The sequence below is a fragment of the Prevotella pectinovora genome (assembly GCF_041323955.1).
Lineage (GTDB): Bacteria > Bacteroidota > Bacteroidia > Bacteroidales > Bacteroidaceae > Prevotella > Prevotella pectinovora.
The window spans coordinates 3,048,994-3,072,333 of sequence record NZ_JBGLIV010000001.1; the positions used below are offsets into that span (position 1 = coordinate 3,048,994).

Below are 23,340 nucleotides of genomic sequence, written 5' to 3' on the forward strand. Positions count from 1 at the left end.
TTCAACATCAGCCCCACCTAACCTCAAACCCATCCTAACCTTCCCAAAGGGAAGGAACTGGTTACTTCGATTATTGTCATCAGCCCCCACCTAACCTCCCCCGTAGGGGAGGGATTGGTTACTCTCAGTTGTGATTATCAATTGGTTATCAATATCCGGAGTAATCAGCATCTCCCCAACGGGGGAGAACGAGAGGGGGCTGAAGTTCATTGGCAGAGTAACCAGTTCTTTCCTTTGGGAAGGTCAGGATGGGTTTGAGAACGAGAGGGGGCTGAAGGCGATTGGAAGAAGATGTCCGATAACCATTGCGCATCGCAAGGCATATCGAAAAACGAAGTGCCCCAGCACTTGCAAATCCTGCTAAATCAAAAACCAAAATCCAAGAATCATTAGCTCAATAATATCAAAAAATATCCGTGAAAGACTAATCCGTGAATCTCTGTGCAATCCGTGTTTCATTTTTTGATTTGTGTCCCTGCTGAAGGCTGGGCACACAACGACAACAACACGGAATAGATATATTTGTGAGTCGATTAGTATCGACTTCTGATTCCTCATCAACAGGAAAGAGTCTGTTATGTTGGCGCTTTGCATCCCCTTACTGACGTTTCTTTCTATGGAAACTTTGGGCACAGTTTTGGGCACTACCCGTGCCCACTTGGGGCAAGGTGCTTGCCCCAAGTGAGTAAGCTGCTTGCCCCACATGGGCAAGCATGTTGCCCATTTCATGAAGCTTTTAAGACAAAATCCAGAACCGACAAGTTGTAACTACAATCAGACAGTCAATGGTATCTGTCCCTCCCCTTCGGGGGAGGCTAGGTGGGGGCTGATGACAGTATGCGGAGTAACTAGTTTCTTCCCTTTGGGAAGGTCAGGATGGGTTTAACCCAAAACGGTCATTAGTCCGTTCAATGTATAATTTTAATAACTGCTTGCAGTCTTTTGCTTTTTATAAGGCGTCTTTTGCTTGTTTTTAATTCGCAATAGCTCGCTATTACTCATTAAAAGCCAAACAAAATCCACTCTTCTAAAAAAGCAAAATACAAGCAAGCCCTAATGACCGATTTGGGTTTAAGGTCAGGATGGGTACCCTTTCAGACTGTCATGATACTTCAGTGATACTTCTATGATACATTTCTGTAAAGCAAAGAGAAAAGTCTCATTCCGGTATCTGCTTGCGTGTCAGACGATTATGGCCGAATGGAGGCTCGAAAATGATACTATGATACTTTCCAGGAGAAAAATCATTCATACGATGACCACCTTGCCTACACGTTAACATCGGTTAAAAACGGAAAAAACGTCGTCGTAGAGTGGTGAGTGTCTCGTTTTTTATCATTACATTTGCAAGCAAAGAGAAAAAACACGGGGTGCTGAGAAATTGGCTGAGATTATACCCACATTAACCTGATGCAGGTAATGCTGCCGGAGGGAATTGATATAACCTATAATAAAGCCCCTACTTCATGCGGAAGAGCATGGAATAGGGGCTTTTTCTTTTCCACTCACTTTCAGAGGCATTCCGTTAGAAAATAGATTTGGTCATCAGGCAGTTTTAATGTAATATCTTATAACTGCTTGTGGAAAATCCCCCAACCGTTCATCACGGTTTGACAAGGTTTCCATCGCCCCGTAGGGCACAGCCTTGACAGGTACTAACCATAACTAAGGAAAGCAAATGAAAGTAAACATCAACAACAAAGAGACAGAGACCGCCGCAAAGAGCGTTGCCGGCCTCGCCGAGGAGCTGCAGCTGCCGGCAAAGGGAGTTGCCGTTGCCATCGACAACAAGCTCGTTGCCCGTACCGACTGGAGCACAACGCCAGTGGAAGAGGGTGACAACATAGTGATAATAAAAGCGTTCTGCGGAGGATAGCCACATGATGAACAGAGAAGCAAAGGCAAATTTCAGTCTGCAGTTCATATCCCACACCAGCGGCAATACCACCTATCTCGACGGTATCAGGATGGCGCTCGAGGGCGGTTGCAGATGGATACAGCTGCGCATGAAGGGAGCCGCCGACAGCGAGGTGGAGCCGATAGCCGTCGAGGCACAGAAAATGTGTCGCGAGGCAGGCGCCACGTTCGTCATCGACGACCGCGTGGAGATGGTGAAGAGGCTGGGAGCCGACGGAGTGCATCTGGGCAAGAACGACATGCCCATCAGCGAGGCACGCCGCATCCTGGGCGACACTTTCATCATCGGCGGTACGGCAAACACCATCGCCGATGTGGAAGACCACTGGAAGAGCGGCGCCGACTATGTGGGCTGCGGTCCGTTCCGTTTCACCACCACCAAGGAGAAGCTCTCGCCGGTTCTCGGCATCGGCGGCTACGAGAACATCGTGGCAGAGATGAATCGTAGGGACATCGGTATGCCAGTGGTGGCGATAGGCGGAATAACCACCGACGACATCACCGCCATCATGGCTACGGGAGTCAGCGGCATTGCCGTGAGCGGCACGATACTCCGGGCTGACGACCCGGTGGAGAAGACGCAGGAGATAATGCGGCTGCTGGCAATTCATGAACGGCAGATGCCATAGGCAATATGATAAAAAGGAGAGACTACGACTGTCCTTTCCCGGGCGGTATGTCGCTCCCCTCGTCAATTCGTAAAACTTCAAAACAACATACAGAATGGAAAAATTAGTTATCGCAGGAAGGGAATTCAATTCCCGCCTATTCCTGGGCACAGGAAAGTTCAACGACAACACTCTGATGGCAGACGCCATCAAAGCGTCGGAAACGGAAATGGTTACGGTGGCAATGAAGCGCATCGAACTGGAAGACAAGAACGACGACCTGCTCGCCCACATCACCCAGAACCCTAACATCCAGCTGCTGCCAAACACCAGCGGCGTGCGCGATGCTGAAGAGGCAGTCTTCGCGGCACAGATGGCACGCGAGGCATTCGGCACTAACTGGCTGAAGCTCGAGATCCACCCCGACCCACGCTATCTGCTGCCAGACTCTATAGAGACACTGAAGGCAACGGAGAAACTCGTGAAGATGGGCTTCGTGGTATTGCCATATTGCCAGGCAGACCCCACACTCTGCAAGCACCTCGAAGAGGCAGGAGCAGCCACTGTGATGCCGCTCGCCGCACCGATAGGCACCAACAAGGGATTGAGAATGAAAGACTTCCTCAAGATCATCATCGACCAGGCCACGGTGCCAGTGGTAGTGGATGCAGGTATCGGCGCTCCGAGCCATGCCGCCGAGGCAATGGAGATGGGAGCAAGCGCCTGTCTGGTGAACACCGCCATCGCCGTGGCAGGAAACCCTGTGGAAATGGCAAAAGCCTTCAAGGAAGCCGTGGTATGCGGCAGAAGAGCCTACGAGGCAGGACTGGGAGCCATCAGCGACTGCGCCGAGGCAAGTTCGCCACTCACAGCATTCCTCGACAAATAAACCATATCAAGAATACATAACCTAATATCACACACTATGCCACAAGATAACAAAGCATACGCACAGAGAGAGAAAGCATATATGCAGGGTAAACTGTTCCCGGAGATAAGAGTGGGAATGACAAAGGTGAACCTCACCCCCACCGTGACCAAAGACGAGAATGGCATCCCCCACATGACGCCAAACGCTCCCGTGTATATCTACGACACGAGCGGCCCGTATACCGACCCAGAATACAAGGTGGACCTGAAGAAGGGACTGCCCAAGATGCGCCAGGCATGGATAGACAACCGTCCGGCATGCGAGGGCGGCACCACACAGATGGCATACGCCAAGGCAGGCATCATAACGCCGGAGATGGAGTATGTGGCTATCAGAGAGAACATGAACTGCGAGGAACTCGGCATCAAGACACATATCACACCGGAGTTCGTGCGCGACGAGATTGCCCGAGGCAGAGCGGTGATACCAGCCAACAGAAACCATCCCGAGAGCGAACCGATGATCATCGGCAGGAACTTCCTCGTGAAGATAAACACCAACCTTGGAAACTCAGCCACATCATCAGGCATCGAGGAAGAGGTGGACAAGGCGGTATGGTCGTGCAAATGGGGCGGCGACACCGTGATGGACCTCTCTACCGGAAACAATATCCACGAGACAAGAGAGTGGATTCTCCGAAACAGTCCGGTACCGGTAGGCACCGTGCCTATCTATCAGGCACTGGAGAAGGTGGACGGCAAGGTGGAAGACCTCAGCTGGGAAGTATACCGCGACACGCTCATCGAGCAGTGTGAGCAGGGAGTGGACTACTTCACTATCCATGCCGGAATCCGTCTGCACAACGTACACCTCGCCGACACACGCCTCTGCGGTATCGTAAGCCGCGGCGGAAGTATCATGAGCAAGTGGTGTCTCTACCACGAGAAGGAGAGCTTCCTCTATGAGCACTTCGACGACATCTGCGACATCGTGGCGAAGTATGACGTGGCACTCTCGCTCGGCGACGGACTGCGCCCAGGATGTATCGCCGATGCCAACGATGCGGCACAGTTTGCAGAGCTCGACACCATGGGCGAACTCGTGACAAGGGCATGGGACAAGAACGTGCAGGCGTTCATCGAAGGACCGGGCCACGTGCCGATGCAGAAAATCAAGGAGAACATGGAGCGCCAGCTCGACCACTGTCATGAGGCACCGTTCTATACCCTCGGTCCGCTCGTCACCGACATCGCCCCAGGCTACGACCACATCACGAGTGCCATCGGCGGAGCGCAGATAGCATGGCTCGGAACAGCGATGCTCTGCTACGTGACACCGAAGGAGCACCTCGCATTGCCAAACAAGGAAGACGTGCGTGTGGGAGTGGTGACATACAAGATTGCAGCACATGCCGCCGACCTCGCAAAGGGACATCCGGGAGCTATGGTGCGCGACAACGCCCTGTCTAAGGCACGCTTCGAGTTCAGATGGAGAGACCAGTTCCACTTGTCGCTCGACCCGGAACGCGCCCTGCAGTATTTTGAGGAGGCAGGACACACAGATGGCGAATACTGCACGATGTGCGGTCCGAACTTCTGTGCTGCCAAGCTGACCCACGACCTGAGGAAATTCAAGAAATGATGGAACTGACTTCAGAACAGAGACACCGCTACGACCGACACATCATCCTCGACGGAATGGGGCGTGACGGCCAGCGGCGCCTTCTCGATGCCAAGGTGCTCGTGGTGGGTGCCGGCGGTCTGGGTTCTCCCGTGGCGATGTATCTCGCTGCGGCGGGAGTGGGACATATCGGCATCGTGGATGGCGACTTCGTCTCGGTGGCAAACCTGCAGCGACAAGTGCTCTATACCACCGATGATGTGGGGAGCGGAAAGGCAGAAACCGCCGCAAAGCGGTTGAGGGCAATGAACCCCGATGTAGAGGTGGAGGTGTATGAGACGTATCTCAACGAAGACAACGCCACCGACCTTATCCGTCCATACGACTTCGTGGTGGAGGGGACGGACAATTTCGCCTCAAAATATCTCGTCAACGATGCCAGTGTGATGCTCGGCAAGGGATTCACCATCGGCGGCATAAACAGATATTACGGACAGGTGATGACCCACCAGCCCGGCACGGCATGCTACCGCTGCATCTTCCCCGAACCGCCCGCTGTGGCAGAGGTGGAAACCTGCTCCATGGTCGGTGTGCTCGGTCCGCTGGCAGGGATGATAGGCACCGTGCAGGCTACGGAGACGATAAAGAGCATCGCCGGAATGGGCAGTACGCTCACCGATGCATTGCTCACACTCGATGCGCTGACGATGGAGTGGCGGCGCTTCGACGTGGGGCGCAACGAAGACTGTGCGCTGTGCGGCAAGTCGCCGTCGATAACGACACTGAGGGAATATGCGTACAAACCGTGCGCAAAGAAATGATAACAAGAAAAAGAATATGTTTAGCGAAGAATTAAAAAATATAAGTTGGGACGAGACCACAGAGCGCATCGCTCACATGACCGACAACGACGTGCGCCGGGCGCTCGCCAAAGACCACTGCAACGTTGACGATTTCATGGCGCTGATCTCGCCTGCCGCCACGCCATATCTTGAGACGATGGCAAGGCTCTCTCGCAAATACACCGAGGAGAGGTTCGGCAAGACGATGTCGATGTTCATACCTCTTTATATCACCAACTCGTGTGCCAACTCATGCGTCTACTGCGGATTCCACGTGGAGAACAAGATGGCGAGGACCATACTCACGATGGAGCAGATAGAAAACGAGTATAAGGCGATAAAGGAACTGGCACCCTTTGAGAACATCCTGCTCGTGACGGGAGAGAACCCGGCAAAGGCAGGTGTGCCATATCTCGCCAAGGCAATAGACCTGGCGAAGAAATATTTCTCCAACGTGAAGATTGAGGTGATGCCGCTCTCGGCAGAAGACTACAAGACTCTTGCCGACCATGGCATGAACGGAGTGATATGCTTTCAGGAGACATACAACCGCGAACACTATAACCTCTATCATCCGCGAGGCATGAAGAGCAAGTTTGAATGGCGGTGCAACGGATTCGACAGAATGGGACAGGCAGGAGTGCATTCCATCGGTATGGGAGTGCTCATCGGACTGGAAAAGGAATGGCGCACCGACGTGGTGATGATGGCATACCATCTGCGCTATCTGCAGAAGCATTACTGGAGAACGAAATACAGCGTGAACTTCCCACGTATGCGGCCGGCGCAGAACGAGGGATTCCATCCCAACTGCTATATGTCGGACAGGGAACTGGCACAGGCTACGTTTGCCATGCGAATCTTCGACCACGACGTGGACATCTCTTATTCTACACGCGAACCGGCATATATCCGCGACAACATGTGTACGCTGGGAGTCACCACGATGTCGGCAGAATCGAAGGTGAACCCCGGTGGATACCACACCTATCCGCAGGCGCTGGAGCAGTTCAGCGTGAGCGATGAGCGCAAGGCATCGGTGATAAACCAGCGGCTCAGAGAACTGGGACGTGAACCGGTGTGGAAAGACTGGGATGCCTCGTTCGACCTCTTCGGCAAACTCGGAAAATAATGAAGACAATAGTAATAACTCTACCACACTTCTTCTCTGGAGAGGCTGCGCAGATAGTGCAGCTCCTCCAGGGACAGGTGGACCTCGTGCATATACGCAAGCCCGAAGCCACGGCAGCAGAAGTGGAGAAGCTGATAAGGGAGATTCCTGCCGGATGGCACGGCAGTCTCGTGCTTCACGACCACCATGAACTTGCCCTGCGGTATTCCCTCCACGGTGTGCATCTGAACAGCCGCAACCCGCTGCCTCCTGAAGGATGGACGGGGAGCGTGAGCCGCAGCTGTCATTCGCTGGAAGAAGTGGCGGAATGGAAGAAGCGGTGCGACTACGTGTCGCTCTCGCCAATCTTCGATTCCATTTCCAAGCGAGGCTATCATTCAGCATTCACGGCAGAGGAAATCAGAGAAGCCCGTGACCGGGGCATCATCGACGACAAGGTGATGGCGCTGGGCGGCGTTACCTTCGGGAAGCTCGACGATGTGTTGAGGATGGGATTCGGCGGCGCCATGATATTGGGCGATGCCTGGAAAGGCGTGTCTGCGGAGCTGACTCCCGTAGCACTGACGATAGCCGGATCCGACTCGTCGGCAGGAGCCGGCATACAGCAGGACCTGAAGACGATGGAATCGGTAGGGGTTTACTGCGCCACGGTGATAACGGCGATAACGAGCCAGAACACGATGGGTATCACTGGTGTGATGCCGGTCGGCGGCAGCGTGGTGGAGAGCCAGTTGAAGGCGGTGCTCTCGGATCTGAACGTTAAGGCGGTGAAGATAGGCATGGTGCCCGATGCCGGGGTGGCGCATGTCATAGCCGCGGCGTTGCGGGAATATAAGGCTTCTCACGACTGCCACGTCGTTTACGACCCCGTGATGATATCAACCAGCGGCAGGAGACTGATGGCTGCCGACTGTCTCGATGTGGTGGTGGAGGAGCTGATGCCGCTCTGTACGCTCGTCACCCCGAATATCCCCGAAGCGGAGTTCCTGGCAGCAAAGACAGGCATAGTCTGTGAGGGCGGCGCTCTGGCTGACGCCCTGCATGCCTCGATATTGATAAAAGGCGGACACTCCTACGGAGAGGTGCTCGCCGACAGCCTGTTCAATCCCGACGGCAGCAGCCAGAGCTTCAAGTCGGAAAGGATTGACACACGCAATCTGCACGGCACGGGATGCACCCTGTCGTCGGCAATAGCGGCATTCCTGCTGAAAGGACTCGACATCCCGTCGGCAATCCCTCAGGCGAAGGCTCTTCTTGCCCACGCCATCATGCGAGGCAAGGATGCCGGAATAGGCAAAGGAAACGGTCCGATATTGCCCGGAAAGCAATAGAAGGGCATCCAATCCGCTTATATTGATGTCATGGCAAACATAAACACAAATGTAGCTATTTTTGGATTAAATGGAGTCTGGGTGTGATTAAGCGGTCGTTATTGTGGAATATTGTGTTGACTGTAGGTTGGATGGCCGATATTGGTAATACTTTTTTCCGGCAAATCCTTAAAGATTGTAAAATTAATTTGTTATATTTGCACAATGGAAAAGTAGGGACCATACTACAAGTCAATATCCCCATCACACCGACTCGCCATGACGAATCACAGAAAAACCTACACCGCATTTTTTATGGCGCTGCTACTGATGTTTACAGTAGTGGCGGCAATCACTACCTCATGCTCACAAGGGAGAAAAGACAGGCAGACAACCGACACATTGTCGCTGAAGCGTCTGCGGGCACTTGACGACTCCGTTTCCTTCCGTTCGCCGATGGCAAGGACGATGGCGGAGCAGGGGATGAAAGAGGCGAAAGACAGTGCCGAATACTATGAATACTACATCCGTCTGGGAAAGATATACCTTACGGAATCGGAACCGGATTCCGCCACTGCCGTGACCGACAGGACTCTGCACTTTCTCGAAAAACAGGAGAAAGATGCCCATACGGAAGGAATAATAGGATTTGCCAGAAACTGCAAAGGTGTGGCACTGCATAGTTTCAGACGCCAGCCCAAGGAGGCTATACGCCAGTACCGGCTCTCATACGAGGCTCTGATGAGGAGCGACAGGATGGAGACCGCACCCGACGTGTGTGCCAATCTCGCCGATGCCTATTCCTTCGATTCCGACCTGCCGAATGCGGCGGTGTGGTATCGCAGGGCGCTTTTCCTCGTTGACTCCCTCCAGCTGGAACCCACAAGAAACATAACTCTGTATATGGGATTGGGCAGAGTATACATGATGCTCGAAGACTATAAGTCGGCAAAGAAATATCTGGATGCCACAGAGAAGATGTATAATCTCATGAGCCCCGACATGCAGATATATCTCATAACCAGCATAGGAAACTACCATTATTATAAAAAGGAATACAAAGAAGCGCTGAAGCAGTTTGTGAGACTGGAGAAACTGCACGAACGGCTCGATATGGGAAAATCTTACTCGATGTTCATCTGCAAGGTGAACATGGCGGACGTATTGCTCAATCTCAACAGACTGGATGAGGCTGAGAAGTATGTTACAGAGGCAGACACCTTCTTCACAGCATGCGACGATGCCGTGGCACTGTACTATACACACTCCGTGGAACTGGGACTCGCCATGAAACGGGGTAATATGGCAGAGGCACACCGCCTCGCCTCGCTCGATGATACGCCGGAGAGCGTGGAGCCAGGACTGAAGGCGATACGCAACAAATACAAGCGTGAATACTATGAAGCGACGGGAAACTACCGTATGGCTTTCAAGAACCTCTCAAGAGAGATGCATGAAACAGATTCGCTTGTGAACAACAGACAGCACATGATAGCGGCGGAACTGATGAACAGATTCACGCAAGACACGCTGCAGCTGCACCACCAGATACAGATGCAAAGCAAGGAGAACGACGTGAGGGAGGCGCATTACGTGATAGCCGGTGCCATAGGATCCGTCGCTGTGCTTATGCTCGTAATAGCCTACGGCATCACATATATCCGTAAGAAAAGACTTTCAGAACAGATGAAGGTGTTCACGCTAAGACTGCAGAACGCCAGAAACAGGATATCGCCGCATTTTGTGTTCAACGTGCTGAACAACAGGATAACCACCGCCGACGGAACGAAGGAGGCGGACGAACTGCTGCTGCTCTCGAAACTGATACGGCAGAACCTCGACCTGACGGGAAAGCAGATGGCTACACTCGAAGAGGAACTGGACTTCGTGGAGAACTACGTGAACGTGGAGCGCAAGACCATCGGCGACGACTTTGAATATTCACTCACGCTGGGCGACGGAATAGACAGGAAGGTGCTGGGAGAGTTCATGATACCGTCGATGACGGTGCAGATACTCGTGGAGAACTCCATCAAGCATGCCCTCAGAGGCAAGGCAGGCAAGAAGCTGCTGCATATCACCGTCAGGAGAGACGGGCGCGGAGGAATGACGGTGACGGTGGGCGACAACGGCAACGGATTCGATATCCGTCGCACTGCCTCTACAGGACAGGGACTCGACATCCTGCGCACCACGATAAGCGTGCTGAACCAGAGAAACAAGAGAAAGACCAGCCTTACGGTAAGGAACGTACATGACACAAACGGAAACACATGTGGATGCGAGGCAAGCATAAGCTTTCCGCAGGGACTGAGAGAAATATAACGAACAGATAGAAAGACGAACACTTATGGATATAATAATAGTAGACGACACACAGACGGCAATCGACGCATTGGCAAAGAAACTTAAAAACTATCCCAACGTCACCGTGGCAGGATTTGCCAACAACGGAAAGGACGGACTGGAACTGCTCAAGACGACACACGCCGAGGTGGTATTCCTGGATGTGGAGATGCCCGACATGACAGGCATCGACTTCCTCGGCAGGATGAAAGACGAGGGATGCAAAGACACGCTCGCCGTGGTATACACCGCTTATGGCACCTACACGCTGCCGGCTCTGAGAAACAAGGCTTTCGATTTCCTCATGAAACCAATAGACGGTAACGAACTGGAGACCGTGATGGCACGCTTGGAAGAAGAACTTGAAGACATCAGAGTGGAGCGTGAGCAGCTGAAAGGAAAGGACGACAAAAACATCGACATCGACGATGAGGAAACTGACGACGACTGCTGCAGGGAGAGGGCGGTCACCAGTGCGCTGAAGAAGAAAGACAACAAATTGCTGCTATATACCAACGCCGTGGACTTCAGACTCGTCGAGATACAGGATATCTGTGTGTTCCAATACAACCACGACCTGAGAGTATGGGAAGTGGTGGCAACGCGATGCGACACACCGATACGCCTCAAGAGATGTGCCAACAAAGACATACTGATGGCGCTCGACGAGAATTTCGTGCAGGTGAACCAGAAATACATAATCAACATAAAATATCTGATGGAGGTGAGAGACAACCAGTGTTATTTCTTCCCGCCATTCGACGGCATACAATATATAAAGATAGGTAGGATGTACCGACGCAAACTCATCAAGCGCTTCAGCACCATCTGATAGCATTATTGCCAATATGACACGCATTCTGCAATCTCCGTCTTGAAAAATGCCATTTTAGTGCTCCGAGGATTTAATTTATATCAAATTCATAAAAAAGGAACATTAAAAAGCACTACTTCGCTTTGTTTACCCAAAATAAAGTGCTAACTTTGCCGATGTAACAGATTTTATGAGGATAACAGCCCCATATCCAAAAACTTAAGACAATAACTAATTTATAATTAACGTATTATACTATGGTAAGTTACAAAGAATTAGGCCTGGTAAACACCAGAGACATGTTTAGCAGAGCTATTAATGGCGGATATGCCATTCCAGCATTCAACTTCAACAACATGGAGCAGTTGCAGGCAATCATCAAGGCTTCTTCAGATCTGAAGTCTCCAGTTATCCTGCAGGTTTCTAAAGGTGCCCGCAACTACGCTAACCCAACGCTGTTGCGCTATATGGCACAGGGTGCTGTTGCATACGCCAAGGAATTGGGCTGCAAGCATCCTGAAATCGTATTGCACCTTGACCACGGTGACAGCTTCGAGCTTTGCAAGAACTGCGTAGACCTCGGTTTCTCTTCAGTGATGATCGACGGTTCTTCTCTTCCATACGACGAGAACGTGGCTCTGACAAAGAAGGTTGTAGAGTATGCTCATCAGTTCGACGTAACTGTAGAGGGTGAGCTCGGTGTATTGGCAGGTGTTGAGGATGAGGTAGCTTCTGAGGTATCTCACTACACAAAGCCTGAGGAGGTTATCGACTTCACTACAAAGACTGGCGTTGACTCACTTGCCATCTCTATCGGTACAAGCCACGGAGCTTACAAGTTCAAGCCAGAGCAGTGCACACGCGACCCGAAGACAGGCCGTCTCGTTCCTCCTCCATTGGCATTCGACGTGCTCGACGAGATTATGAAGAAACTTCCTGGTTTCCCAATCGTTCTCCACGGTTCTTCTTCAGTTCCACAGGAGTATGTTGACATCATCAACGCCAACGGCGGCAAGTTGCCAGATGCAGTAGGTATTCCAGAGGAGCAGCTCCGCAAGGCTTCAAAGAGCGCTGTCTGCAAGATCAACATCGACTCAGACTCTCGTCTCGCATTCACAGCTGCTGTGCGCAAGACATTGGCTGAAAAGCCAGCTGAGTTCGACCCACGTAAGTACTGCGGTCCTGCTCGCGACTTGATGGAGGTTATGTACAAGCACAAGATTATTGACGTGCTCGGCAGCGACAACAAGCTCGCTCAGCTCGACTAATCATAGCACGACTCATCTCTCTCCTGCTGACAACGGAGATTGCAGCGGAAGGGATTGAAAGAATAAGAGGATATGCCGAAGACTTAAAGTCTGAGGCATATCCTCTGTTTTTTGTTTATCCCAAATCGGTCATTAGGGCTTGCCTGGATTTTGTTCTTTTAGAAGAGTGGATTTTGTTTGGCTTTTAATGAGTAATAGCGAGCTATTACGAATTAAAAACAAGCAAAAGACGCCTTATAAAAAACAAAAGACTGCAAGCAGTAAATATAAAATACAATAAACGGCCTAATGACCGTTTTGGGTTTATCTTCATTTGCCGGATAAGTCCAGTATTAAGCCCCTCTCCCTCAACTGGTCATTAGGGCAAGCTTGGCTTTTGGCATAGACCTTAACCCTCAACTGGTCATTAGGGCGAGCTCTGATTTTGGAATAGTTATGAAAACCAGCACCTTGTTGCCTGATGACTGTTTGGGGATAATCAGAACCGTTTTATTATCCACTCTCTGAAAAATCTGTCGCTCACTTGATACGAATCATTGTCGTATGAGATGAAATCGCGTTCTGTCAGAACTTTTATGGCTCCCTGTACCGTGCTTGATCCAAGCTTGTATTTCTGTAGGAAAGCTTGTGAAGTGACTCCGGTGGCATTTCTTTCGTTAGCGATGGCAAGCAAGACCTGCTTCTGTTTAGGCGAAAGTTGGAACAGCAGCGATTCATACACGAACCGATGGTGTGACAAGATGGCTGTCATAACGCTTTTCGCATCCTCTGTGGTGATGGTGGATTCTGATATGGCATACGTGTAAAGCATATTCAGAATATACTGTATATACCACGTTACTCCATCAAACGACTGGTAAATCCACTCAAAAGCTTTGCGGGATATGGATCTGTTGATTTTTGACAGATGATGGTTGGCGAAATCAAAATACGCTTCTTTATTTATAGGTTCCAGTCCCATAATGCTGGAACTGTTGTAGAATGGTCGTGATTCGGATGCGAACATCAATGCCATCATGTGTCGTTTAGATCCTGAAAATACGAATTTTGCGTTGTGGCAATTCTGTATGCGTTTGCGCAATGCTGCTTCAACGGTTTTTTCCGGATAGCTCGCAATGGTTTGAAACTCGTCGATTGCCACAATACATGGCTTGTCGGCATGGTTCAGATATTCGAATATCTCGTCGAGTGTTATATCGGGGCTGGCGATGTCGCCAAGTCCGACGTTCCATTCCGGGTTGCCGTTGATGTCAAAAGTGATGGTTGATTTCAGAGATTGCATTATGTTTAGAAATGATTCCCACACTTTGCGTCCTTGTGACTTCAGTTCGCGCAATATACCTTTGCCCATGACATATACGAATTCGTTCAGGTTCTTTGTCTCATATATGTCTATGTAGATACAATGGTAGTTGTTTCTGATTTCTTCTTCGTTGAAGCAGTTGTAGATTAGTCCGGACTTTCCCATGCGTCGTGGAGCGATGAGTGCCACGTTGCATCCGTTTGTAAGATGTCGTGTCAGTAGGGCTGTTTCTTCTACTCTGTCGCAAAAGTATTCTGGCGACAAATAGCCTTCTGTCAGGAATGGATTGTTCTGTAACATAGTGCTTTGCGAAATTATGGATTTTACGTAACGAAGAATCAATAATGCTCGGGATTCTATAGAAGAGCCGGCAGCTGGAAGAGTTTTATTCCGTTGCTTCCCTTTATGAGGATGTAGAACCCTTCTGGCTTGTTGGCGGCAATCTCAGCCTTCACCTCCTCCACATCGTGAAACTTGCGGAAGTTGCAGTCCGTCTTTCCGAACTCCTCACCCACCAGCCATACGTTGTCGATGCCGTTCTCCTTCAGGAAGTCCACCACCTTCTGATGCTCCTCGTGGCTCACCTCTCCCAGTTCTCTCATGTCGCCGAGGATAGCCATCTTGTGGTCCACCTGCATGAGTCTGAAATTCTCCAATGCCGCCTTCATGCTCGTAGGGTTGGCATTGTAGGTGTCAACTATCAGTCTGTTTGAATCCGTCACTTCCAGCTGCGATCTGTTGTTCGTCGGCACATAGTCGCGCAGCGCCGTGCTGATATCCTCTTCGTCCACTCCGAAGAAGTCAGCTATACATGCCGCGGCAAGCATGTTCAACACGTTGTATGCGCCAATGAGATGCGTCTGCACCTCATGCCACTCTCCGTCAGCCTTTTTCCAGCGGAATTTGAGCAGCGGTGCACAGCTCACCACCTCTCCGCATACCGCCAGCGACGGGGCGTCGGCAGTGGTGCCATATCTCACGAGCTGCAGTCCGTCGGCGATACCCCTGAGATGTTCGTTCTCGTTGTGTATGAACACCTGTCCGCCGTGCTCCCTCAAGAAGTCGTATAGCTCCCCCTTGGTCTTTATCACACCCTCAAACGATCCGAAGCCCTGCAGGTGGGCCTTTCCCACGTTGGTTATTATTCCGCAGTCAGGTTCCACGATGTCCACCAGCTCCTTTATGTCGCCGGGATGACTCGCTCCCATCTCCACTACGGCGATTTCGTGTTCCGGTTTCAGTCTCAGCAGCGTCTTCGGCACACCGATGTCGTTGTTGAAGTTTCCCTGGGTATACAATACATTGTATTTCTTCTGCAACACCGTCGCCACGAGTTCCTTTGTCGTCGTCTTTCCATTGGTTCCGGTGATGCCGATAATCTTTGTTCCGAGTTTCCTGCGGTGGTAGTTGGCGAGTTGCTGCAATGCCTTCAGACAGTTGTCCACGAGTATGAATCTCTTGTCGTCCTCCTTGGCGAATTTCTTTTCGTCTACCACGGCGAAGGCGCATCCTTCGTCAATAGCCTTCTGTGCGAAGGCGTTTCCGTTGAACGACGCTCCTTTGAGCGCGAAGAAGATGGAGTCTTTCGGGCAGTCGCGGCTGTCGGTAGTCACCACGGGGTGTTGCTCGAAGATTCTGTACAGTTCAGATATTTCCATGACTTTATATCGTTTGTTTAGACATCTGCAAAGGTAATTATTTAAATCGAGAGGAGAGAATCGCAAGGATAAGAATTGCAATTTCAACCTTATTTGTTTTTCTTCCGTGATGCAGTTTGCTTTGTATGCAGCAAGCAGTTGTAAGATATTACATTCAGTCATAGAATAATTACACAGGACGGTCTGATGACCGATTTGGGTTAAATAAACTCGTCAGCAGACAACAATTGCATGCTTTTGCAGAAGAAAACCATAAAAAACATGTCGGTTTTATGTGTACTAATTTTAATACCTTTTAAGACTTTCTCATGCATTAAAAATAGAAAATGGCCGTTATATCAATGAAATACAAGCAAGGGCTGTGAAGTTTTGGGTATCTTTACAGCGATAAAGTTTTTATCATGTTCTGTAGTGGACAAGTAGGCGAGCGGATAGATACATGGTTTTTCACGTTTCTACAAACGTCGACAACGCTTTCTGACATATTCAATCAGCCTGTCCCCTCGTCAACTTGTCACATCTACAGTAATGACAATGCGGACTTTATCTTGCTTACATGAATTTAGATAACGTTCCTTTTTATAAATATGTCTATTAATTAGTTGCTTGGCTGGCGCTGTGAAGCGTTGGCTAAGTTTTTTTATACATACCCGTCTAAGAATTTGTATGTAAAGGGAACAACCTGTCTTGATTTTTATTAACTTTGCATAAGTTAAGCTTCGGCTCGGGATAAGAAATGAATGATGGATTCATTTCGTTCTCCTCTCGCCTTGCATTAACTTTGCATAAGTTAAGCTTCGGCTCGGGATAAGAAATGAATGATGGATTCATTTCGTTCTCCTCTCGCCTTGCATTAACTTTGCCAAAGCTAAGCTTCGGCTTTACGATAAAACTGATCTCTTTAAAATTTAATTCAAACACTTAATTCTATGAACAAAAAACTTTTACTAATCTGGACGTTCCTGTTATGCTTCGTGATGGGAATGTCGGCAGACAAGGTGATTGTCTTCAATGAAGGCACTGGAACCAGTGATTCGTCGACGAAGATTACAACGATGGAAGAAATCGTGAAATCTGGTTCCGAAAATCTTAAAAGCATTACCGATGCTAATAATGTCTACCTCGCCCGCAAGGGCAGAGGACTCAAGCTCGGAGCAAGTTCCAAGCCGGGATCCATGACCCTCAACCTCGCTGCTCCAGCAAAGCCTACAGCAATCAAGTTCAAGGCAATGTGGTATAAGAATACCGAGAAGACACTGGAAGTGGCTGGTACTGAATTTGCGGAATTGACCGACGAGGTGAGTGAATACTCAGTGACGATGGATGGCAACACCACGGTGAATTCCATCACCATCGCTACTGCCGGAAAGCGCGCCTACATCACTGAGTTGACAATCGTTGAGGGAACAGCCGCTTCGGTAGCCACTCCTACCATCGAGGGAACGACACCGTTCATCGGCACTACCACAGTGACCCTGGCATGCTCTACAGCAGATGCCAAGATATACTACACCCTCGACGGAACCGATCCTACGGATGCAAGCACGGAGTATACCGCTCCGTTCTCTCTCGATGCCACAGCAACCGTCAAGGCTATAGCATATAAGGGAAAGGATGCAAGCGCAGTGGCAACAATGCAGTTCGTTGCCATCCCGACGGTGGCAAACATCGCCGAACTGACACAGCTTGCCGATGGCACCGAATTCGTGTTTGGCGGTGAGGCTGTCGTTACAGCCGCTCCTACAGCCAAGCATCTCTATCTGAAAGACGCTACCGGCGTTACCTTCGCATACGACGTTGCCGGAGGCTTCACCTTCGAGCCGGGACAGCATATCACTGCCGGATGGCAGGGCAAGGTCTCCTTCTACAAGGGTCTCTTCGAGGTGGTTCCTACTACTGCGCTCACTGCCGTTGAGGGAGTGAAAGACGAACTGACATACGATGAGGTGACACCAGCCGACGTTACACTGGAGAACGCTAACAAGGTGGCTGTGCTCAAGGGCGTTACCTATACCGCACCGGCTGCCGACAGCAGGAATTTTGAAATCAAGAAGGATGAGGCTGCCGTTGCCGGCTACAACCAGTTCGGTCTGACCATCGACGAACCTGTTGCCGATGCCACATACGACATCCTCGGCGTTATCAGCCGCTACAACGACAATGCCCAGTTCCAGCCTGTATCCATCACCCGCAATGCCAGATGGATTCAGATTAACAAGGATGTGGAAACAGGAAAAGACCTCGCCGCAGTGGTGGCAGAGGAGACAGAGGCTGTGACGGCTACCGGCGACAAGGTGGGCAGCGTGACTCTTAACCTCGCTGCCAACGGTGCATATACCGTGAGCAAGGCTATCTCTTCACCGGCTTCTGTCCAGATTCTCGGCGATGCCACGGCTCCTGCCACAATCGACGCCAGCGCTCTCACAGAACCTCTCGTGAAGATAGAAGGCGGCATCCAGCCGGCTTTCAATCAGGACGGAACGGTGAACGCCGGCTACAAGGGCGTTGACATCGTGGCTGTAAAGAACGTAAAGATCAGTTCGCTCTCTACATCTCTGCTCAACGACGCACAGAAGTCTTACGTCGGTGAGGTAGTGGTAGAGAATGCCAATGTGGAACTCGTGGGCTCTGCCAACGTGTTCGACTTTAAGGGCTATCCTGCTTCTCTCAGCATCAGCAACTCCACTCTCTGGTCTAAAGCGGGACACACAGGACAGCTTATCAAGACCGCCGGCCGAGTGAGAGACCTCGACGGTGACCAGGTGGAATACAAGCAGGCTACTTCTATCACAAACTCCACTCTCTATCAGGTGGCTGTAGGCAAGCAGTTCAACAACTTCCAGGGCAAGGGACAGAAGTCTCTCGTTCTGACTCTCAAGAACTCCATCATTGCCAACTGCACACAGGACGGCAATGAGGTGCGCGGATGGCTCGGAGGACAGAACTCCAACAATCCTACCGTGGTTTATGAGAACAACACATATATCAATGCCGGCGCTGAGCAGGTCGGCTGGACCGACGAGACAAAGCAGGGTTCTGACCAGACCGCCACATCACACAACACAGACCCTGGTTTCGCTGATGCGGCAAACGGTGACTTCACCGTGGCTGCCTCTTCGCAGCAGGCTAAATTCCAGATCGGCGACTCTCGCTGGCTAGTGGAATACGTGCCGGAGGACATCACTGCCGAGAAGGCTCTCCTGGCTGAGGAAATAGCTAAGGCTACCGCTCTGCTCGGTGATGCCGATGTGGAGAACAACGAGGATGCAAAGGCTCTCAAGGCTGCCATCGACGAGGCTCAGGGCGTTTACGATTCTGCCGAGACAAAGGCTGAGGTTAACGCTGCCATCGAGAAGCTGAAGGCTGCCGAGGAGGCATACGCCATGAGTGTGGCAAGAGCGGAACTGGCTGCCGAGATTCAGAAAGCCAATGCTCTGATAGAGGGCAAGGACACTGAGGCCGACGCTGATGCCAATGCTCTCAAGACTGCCATCGACAAGGCGCAGGGCGTTTGCGACAACGCTGACGCTACTCTCGAAGATGTGGAGAAGGCTCTCGAAGACCTTAAGGCTGCCGAGGAGACCTACAAGCTGACTCTCTCTATCAGTGGCGTTGATGCTGCCGCTGCCGACGATGCCGCATGGTATACTCTGCAGGGCGTTCGTGTGGTTGCTCCTCAGAAGGGCATCTTCATCCACAACGGCAAGAAGGTGGTTTTGAAATAAAGTGACTGATCGGCGTAGCCACGCCGACATGACGAAATAAGTGAAAGGCGGTTGCTCTGTGAATGATATTCATGGGGCAACCGCCTGTTTTCTTTGGCAACTAAGAAAAGAAGCAGAATCGTTGGGTTAAAAGCCAAACAAAATCCACTCTTCTAAAATACCAAAATCCAAGCAAGCCCTAACGGCCGATTTGGGTTAAAATTGGGCACGCTGCTTGCCCAAGTGGGGCAACGTGCTTGCCCATCATGGGTAACGTGCTTGCCCCTGTTGGGCAGAATTGCAGTCAGACGTGTGCCCAATAAGTTAATATTGTAACACCCATATTCCTGTTTTCAGGATTCTGCCAACGCATCCAATTCCCGTCGTCTGAATTCCTCACATCTGACAATTCCTTTCGTCAGCAAAACCATCCAGACAATTGGCTGACAATCGCCAGACAGTCAACTCTCTGTTTGCCAGAACATTACAGCGAAAAACCAGATGGTCTGACAGTTTTTTCGCAATTCTTGATTTTACTAAGAATCAGCGATATTGACGACTTTTACTCATATTACTTTCGAAAAATCATGGCTTAAGCCCTAATGACCTCTAAGTTTGCAGAAGATTGCGACGAAGTCGCATAAACTCCAAAATAATCAAGGTAAAACTATGATTGCTAAAGACAGTTTCGTACCTTTGTTGTAAAAAGGTAGAATCGGTCTGTCGAAGAGGTAAACCAGCTAATGACCCAGCCGTAAAGCTATAAATCGTTTAGGTCCTCATCGACATAGTTGCAAAGACCAGATAGAAAGTTATCGGCTCTGAGCCTTGTTAGAGTGTTAGTCCATACAACTATTGACCAATTCTACACAATATAACTCGTACAAAGTTATGAAGAATTTATTTATCGGAGTTGATTTTTCGAAAGAAAAAGTTGATGTGGCTATCCTTTTTGCAGACGGACTGGCAGAAACCGCTGCTAGAGTGTTCAACGAGTTCAAGACAACCGTGTCTGGCTATAGGCAGTTGGTCAAGTGGGTTGAGCAGAATTCCTGCGGTATCGACTCGTCCTTGTGGCTCTTCTGTGGCGAGAACACGGGCGACTACAGCAAGGGACTGTGCAACTTCCTCTACGGTAAAGGCTACGACATGTGGCTTGAGAACGCAAAGAGCATCAAAGACGCATCTGGTCTTAGACGATTGAAGTCTGACCGTGCTGACGCCTCGATGATTGCAGAATACGCCATGAGGAATTACGATAAAGCCGTTATGTACGAGCCTCTTAGCGAGTCGCTTACACAACTGCGTGAGCTGTTCCTATACCGTCAGATGATCGTAAGACACAGATGCAGTTTCCAGGTGCGTAGAGGCGAAAAGCGACTCACTATGGAGAAGTCGCCAGTCAAGACAATGATTTCGCAGAGCGGACGGCACATCGTCTCTGAACTCAATAAGGAGATAGAGAAGATAGATAAGCGCATTGCCGATCTCATCAAGTCGGACGAGGAACTCACCGAGGTGTTCACCATCGTGACCTCGGTGCCTGGCATAGGAACGCAGAACGCTGTGTGCCTGATGGTGTACACCGACAACTTCCGGCGTTTCAACTACGACTCACGCAAGATTGCCTGCTATTACGGCCTAGCTCCATTTGGCAAAGATTCGGGAACCAGTGTGCATTCCGATCCGCATGTACATTATATGGCTAACCGCCAGATAAAGGCCATGCTGACGCAAGCGGCACTAGCTGCCGTCAACTTCAATCCCATTATGGCGAGGTACTACATGCGCCTCGTAGAACGAGGAAAGAAGAAGCAGGTTGCACTGAACAATGTCAAGAACAAACTTGTACATTTGGTCACAGCCATGGTCAGAAATCGCCAAACATTCACCCCTGAATATAAAATCTCAGCATAAATTGAAAATAATGGTCAAAACATTTGGATATTAACATAGAAAGCGATTTGGGATAAAAAATAAAAGATTTTATTTTGGTATTGTCTTCGTTTTCACTATCTTTGCCAATATAAAGGTAAAAACAAGACAGATAATTATTAAATGACGGCAAACGAATTCTTCAGAAAGTTGATGAGCGGCAAGTTCTGGGCTAACATCGGAGCTATGCTTATCGTTGTGGTGCTGCTTTGCCTCGGCGTTAAGTTCGGACTCGACCTATACACTCATCACGGTGAGGAGATAGTGGTGCCGGATGTGAAACACAAGGTGTTCAGCGATGCCGAACAGCTGCTCTCCAACAGGGGCCTCGACATACAGGTGGTGGACACGGGATATGTGAAGACGCTGCCGCCCGACTGCGTGCTCGACCAGATGCTCGCACCCGGGTCGAAGGTGAAGAGAGGCAGAGTGGTGTATGTGGTGATAAACTCCACACACTCGCCGATGCTCACGCTCCCAGACATCATCGACAACAACTCCTACCGGGAGGCAAGGGCAAACCTGATAGCCATGGGATTCAAGGTGGGACCGCCACAGTATGTGTCGGGAGAGAAAGACTGGGTGTATGGAGTGGTGTGTCACGGACAGAACCTGAGAAACGGACAGAAAGTGTCTATCGAAGACGTGCTGACGATACAGGTGGGCGACGGAGTGATGAACATGGACGACGACATAATATACACCGATCCTGAATATATGCCTAACGACGGCGACTCTACGGCAACCCATACCGACGGCGGTGTGATAGAAGGAGAGGGAGGCCACGACGACTTCGAGGTGGTGAATGGTCCGGAATAAAAACCGGCAGACCGTAATCCCTACAGCGAGAAGACAAGCCGGGCGCCGACAGCGGCACTGGCACAATGACAACAAAACGACGGAATACAGACAATGATAGAAGACTCCATGATACCGGCAACCGAGGAAGAACTGACCGACGACGAGAACGGACAGCTCTACGAACACCAGCGGTTGGTAGTGGACAAAGGACAGGTGCCGCTGCGCATCGACAAGTTCATGTGCGAACACCTGCAGCATACAAGCCGCAACAGGATACAGAAGGCGGCAGACGCCGGTTTCGTGCATGTGAACGAAAAGCCGGTGAAGAGCAACTACAAGGTGCGCCCGGGTGATGTCATCACACTGATGCTCGACCGTCCGCAATACGACAGCAGCATAGAGCCGGAGGAGATACCGCTCAACGTGGTGTATGAAGACTCCGAGCTGATGGTTATAAACAAACCCGCCGGAATGGTGGTGCATCCCGGATGCGGCAACTATCACGGCACACTCGTCAACGCCGTGGCGTGGCACCTCAGGGATGTGCCCGGCTACGACCCCAACGACCCCGAAGTGGGACTCGTGCACAGGATAGACAAAGACACCAGCGGACTGCTCGTGGTGGCAAAGACGCCACTCGCCAAGACAAAGCTCGGAGTGCAGTTCTTCAACAAGACCACCCACCGCAGCTACAACGCCCTGGTGTGGGGCAACTTCGTGGAGGACGACGGACGCATAGAAGGAAACATCGGCCGCGACCCCAAAGACCGTCTGCGCATGACAGTGTTCCCTCCCGGCTCCGAAATCGGCAAACCGGCGGTGACCCACTACAGGGTGTTGCAGCGCTTCGGCTACGTCACCCTCGTGGAGTGTATCCTCGAAACGGGGCGCACGCATCAGATCAGGGCACACATGAAGCATATCGGCCATCCGCTCTTCAGCGACGAGAGATACGGCGGCAACGAGATATTGAGAGGCGAGCGCTGCGGCACATACCAGCAGTTCGTGCGCAACTGCTTCAAGATATGTCCACGCCAGGCCCTGCATGCCAAGACACTCGGCTTCGTGCATCCCAAGACGGGACAGCAGATGGACTTCACGTCAGAACTGCCCGACGACATGCAGATGCTGATAGAGAAATGGCAGAAGAGGGTGCCGGTGAGAGAATGAAAACAATAAAACGGAAAATAACAACATTAAAATATTCATCA

Annotated in this window: 16 protein-coding genes; 14 read left to right on the forward strand and 2 right to left on the reverse strand. The window is 50.7% G+C overall.

Annotated elements, in window-relative coordinates:
- The first annotated feature begins 1,678 nt into the window (after positions 1 to 1,678).
- From thiS to ACDC99_RS12045, 10 genes are all read left to right on the forward strand, one after another.
- A complete protein-coding gene (gene thiS / locus ACDC99_RS12000) occupies positions 1,679 to 1,876 on the forward strand; it encodes a sulfur carrier protein ThiS (RefSeq protein WP_044064504.1) in 198 nt (65 codons plus the stop codon).
- Positions 1,877 to 1,880: 4 nt separating this feature from the next.
- Positions 1,881 to 2,546 (forward strand): thiamine phosphate synthase, encoded by a 666-nt coding sequence (locus ACDC99_RS12005; protein ID WP_303222863.1) that lies wholly within the window; start codon positions 1,881 to 1,883, stop codon positions 2,544 to 2,546.
- A gap of 94 nt (positions 2,547 to 2,640) precedes the next feature.
- Positions 2,641 to 3,414, forward strand: coding sequence for a thiazole synthase (locus ACDC99_RS12010; RefSeq protein WP_042518217.1), 774 nt, complete (start codon positions 2,641 to 2,643; stop codon positions 3,412 to 3,414).
- A gap of 36 nt (positions 3,415 to 3,450) precedes the next feature.
- Positions 3,451 to 5,037, forward strand: a complete 1,587-nt coding sequence (thiC, locus tag ACDC99_RS12015; protein ID WP_022315767.1) for a phosphomethylpyrimidine synthase ThiC — start codon at positions 3,451 to 3,453, stop codon at positions 5,035 to 5,037.
- On the forward strand, positions 5,034 to 5,837 hold the full coding sequence (locus ACDC99_RS12020) for a HesA/MoeB/ThiF family protein (RefSeq protein WP_370756826.1): 804 nt from the start codon (positions 5,034 to 5,036) through the stop codon (positions 5,835 to 5,837). Before thiC ends, ACDC99_RS12020 begins: the two co-directional genes overlap by 4 nt.
- 16 nt (positions 5,838 to 5,853) lie before the next feature.
- A complete protein-coding gene (gene thiH, locus ACDC99_RS12025; protein ID WP_022315769.1) occupies positions 5,854 to 6,990 on the forward strand; it encodes a 2-iminoacetate synthase ThiH in 1,137 nt (378 codons plus the stop codon).
- A complete protein-coding gene (gene thiD, locus ACDC99_RS12030; RefSeq protein WP_370756828.1) occupies positions 6,990 to 8,321 on the forward strand; it encodes a bifunctional hydroxymethylpyrimidine kinase/phosphomethylpyrimidine kinase in 1,332 nt (443 codons plus the stop codon). The genes thiH and thiD overlap by 1 nt, the downstream gene beginning before the upstream one ends.
- Before the next feature lie 258 nt (positions 8,322 to 8,579).
- Complete coding sequence (locus tag ACDC99_RS12035; protein WP_370756830.1) at positions 8,580 to 10,625, forward strand: tetratricopeptide repeat-containing sensor histidine kinase; 2,046 nt, start codon at positions 8,580 to 8,582, stop codon at positions 10,623 to 10,625.
- A 25-nt stretch (positions 10,626 to 10,650) separates the two neighbouring features.
- Positions 10,651 to 11,478 (forward strand): LytR/AlgR family response regulator transcription factor, encoded by an 828-nt coding sequence (locus tag ACDC99_RS12040; protein ID WP_022315772.1) that lies wholly within the window; start codon positions 10,651 to 10,653, stop codon positions 11,476 to 11,478.
- 239 nt (positions 11,479 to 11,717) lie between these two features.
- A complete protein-coding gene (locus ACDC99_RS12045) occupies positions 11,718 to 12,728 on the forward strand; it encodes a class II fructose-bisphosphate aldolase (protein ID WP_022315773.1) in 1,011 nt (336 codons plus the stop codon).
- A gap of 478 nt (positions 12,729 to 13,206) precedes the next feature.
- Here ACDC99_RS12045 and ACDC99_RS12050 read toward each other — a convergent pair whose 3' ends face one another.
- Together ACDC99_RS12050 and ACDC99_RS12055 are read right to left on the reverse strand one after the other, a co-directional pair.
- Positions 13,207 to 14,331 carry an AAA family ATPase gene (locus ACDC99_RS12050; RefSeq protein WP_370756832.1) on the reverse strand — a complete coding sequence of 375 codons (1,125 nt, stop codon included), beginning with the start codon at positions 14,329 to 14,331 and terminating at the stop codon, positions 13,207 to 13,209.
- A 56-nt stretch (positions 14,332 to 14,387) separates the two neighbouring features.
- Complete coding sequence (locus tag ACDC99_RS12055) at positions 14,388 to 15,689, reverse strand: UDP-N-acetylmuramoyl-tripeptide--D-alanyl-D-alanine ligase (protein ID WP_044071963.1); 1,302 nt, start codon at positions 15,687 to 15,689, stop codon at positions 14,388 to 14,390.
- Between the two features lie 929 nt (positions 15,690 to 16,618).
- On the opposite strand from ACDC99_RS12055, the gene ACDC99_RS12060 reads away from it, so the two are divergent.
- The 4 genes from ACDC99_RS12060 (at position 16,619) to ACDC99_RS12075 (ending at position 23,299) form a co-directional block, all read left to right on the forward strand.
- Positions 16,619 to 19,414: a DUF5123 domain-containing protein gene (locus ACDC99_RS12060; protein ID WP_370756834.1), complete on the forward strand. Its 2,796-nt coding sequence runs from the start codon at positions 16,619 to 16,621 to the stop codon at positions 19,412 to 19,414.
- Positions 19,415 to 20,284: 870 nt separating this feature from the next.
- A complete protein-coding gene (locus ACDC99_RS12065) occupies positions 20,285 to 21,310 on the forward strand; it encodes an IS110 family RNA-guided transposase (protein WP_042517114.1) in 1,026 nt (341 codons plus the stop codon).
- 141 nt (positions 21,311 to 21,451) lie between these two features.
- A complete protein-coding gene (locus tag ACDC99_RS12070) occupies positions 21,452 to 22,147 on the forward strand; it encodes a PASTA domain-containing protein (RefSeq protein ID WP_288772715.1) in 696 nt (231 codons plus the stop codon).
- 93 nt (positions 22,148 to 22,240) lie between these two features.
- Positions 22,241 to 23,299 (forward strand): RluA family pseudouridine synthase, encoded by a 1,059-nt coding sequence (locus ACDC99_RS12075; protein WP_370756836.1) that lies wholly within the window; start codon positions 22,241 to 22,243, stop codon positions 23,297 to 23,299.
- Positions 23,300 to 23,340 lie beyond the last annotated feature (41 nt).

What these genes read in the sequence shown, in the direction of transcription:
- ACDC99_RS12070 (WP_288772715.1), top strand. Translation starts at nt 21,452, where the DNA reads ATGACGGCAAACGAATTCTTCAGAAAGTTGATGAGCGGCAAGTTCTGG.
- ACDC99_RS12065 (WP_042517114.1), top strand. Translation starts at nt 20,285, where the DNA reads ATGAAGAATTTATTTATCGGAGTTGATTTTTCGAAAGAAAAAGTTGAT.
- ACDC99_RS12055 (WP_044071963.1), bottom strand. Translation starts at nt 15,689, where the DNA reads ATGGAAATATCTGAACTGTACAGAATCTTCGAGCAACACCCCGTGGTG.
- ACDC99_RS12010 (WP_042518217.1), top strand. Translation starts at nt 2,641, where the DNA reads ATGGAAAAATTAGTTATCGCAGGAAGGGAATTCAATTCCCGCCTATTC.
- ACDC99_RS12060 (WP_370756834.1), top strand. Translation starts at nt 16,619, where the DNA reads ATGAACAAAAAACTTTTACTAATCTGGACGTTCCTGTTATGCTTCGTG.
- ACDC99_RS12020 (WP_370756826.1), top strand. Translation starts at nt 5,034, where the DNA reads ATGATGGAACTGACTTCAGAACAGAGACACCGCTACGACCGACACATC.
- ACDC99_RS12005 (WP_303222863.1), top strand. Translation starts at nt 1,881, where the DNA reads ATGATGAACAGAGAAGCAAAGGCAAATTTCAGTCTGCAGTTCATATCC.
- thiS (WP_044064504.1), top strand. Translation starts at nt 1,679, where the DNA reads ATGAAAGTAAACATCAACAACAAAGAGACAGAGACCGCCGCAAAGAGC.
- ACDC99_RS12040 (WP_022315772.1), top strand. Translation starts at nt 10,651, where the DNA reads ATGGATATAATAATAGTAGACGACACACAGACGGCAATCGACGCATTG.
- thiC (WP_022315767.1), top strand. Translation starts at nt 3,451, where the DNA reads ATGCCACAAGATAACAAAGCATACGCACAGAGAGAGAAAGCATATATG.
- thiD (WP_370756828.1), top strand. Translation starts at nt 6,990, where the DNA reads ATGAAGACAATAGTAATAACTCTACCACACTTCTTCTCTGGAGAGGCT.
- ACDC99_RS12045 (WP_022315773.1), top strand. Translation starts at nt 11,718, where the DNA reads ATGGTAAGTTACAAAGAATTAGGCCTGGTAAACACCAGAGACATGTTT.
- ACDC99_RS12050 (WP_370756832.1), bottom strand. Translation starts at nt 14,331, where the DNA reads ATGTTACAGAACAATCCATTCCTGACAGAAGGCTATTTGTCGCCAGAA.
- thiH (WP_022315769.1), top strand. Translation starts at nt 5,854, where the DNA reads ATGTTTAGCGAAGAATTAAAAAATATAAGTTGGGACGAGACCACAGAG.
- ACDC99_RS12075 (WP_370756836.1), top strand. Translation starts at nt 22,241, where the DNA reads ATGATAGAAGACTCCATGATACCGGCAACCGAGGAAGAACTGACCGAC.
- ACDC99_RS12035 (WP_370756830.1), top strand. Translation starts at nt 8,580, where the DNA reads ATGACGAATCACAGAAAAACCTACACCGCATTTTTTATGGCGCTGCTA.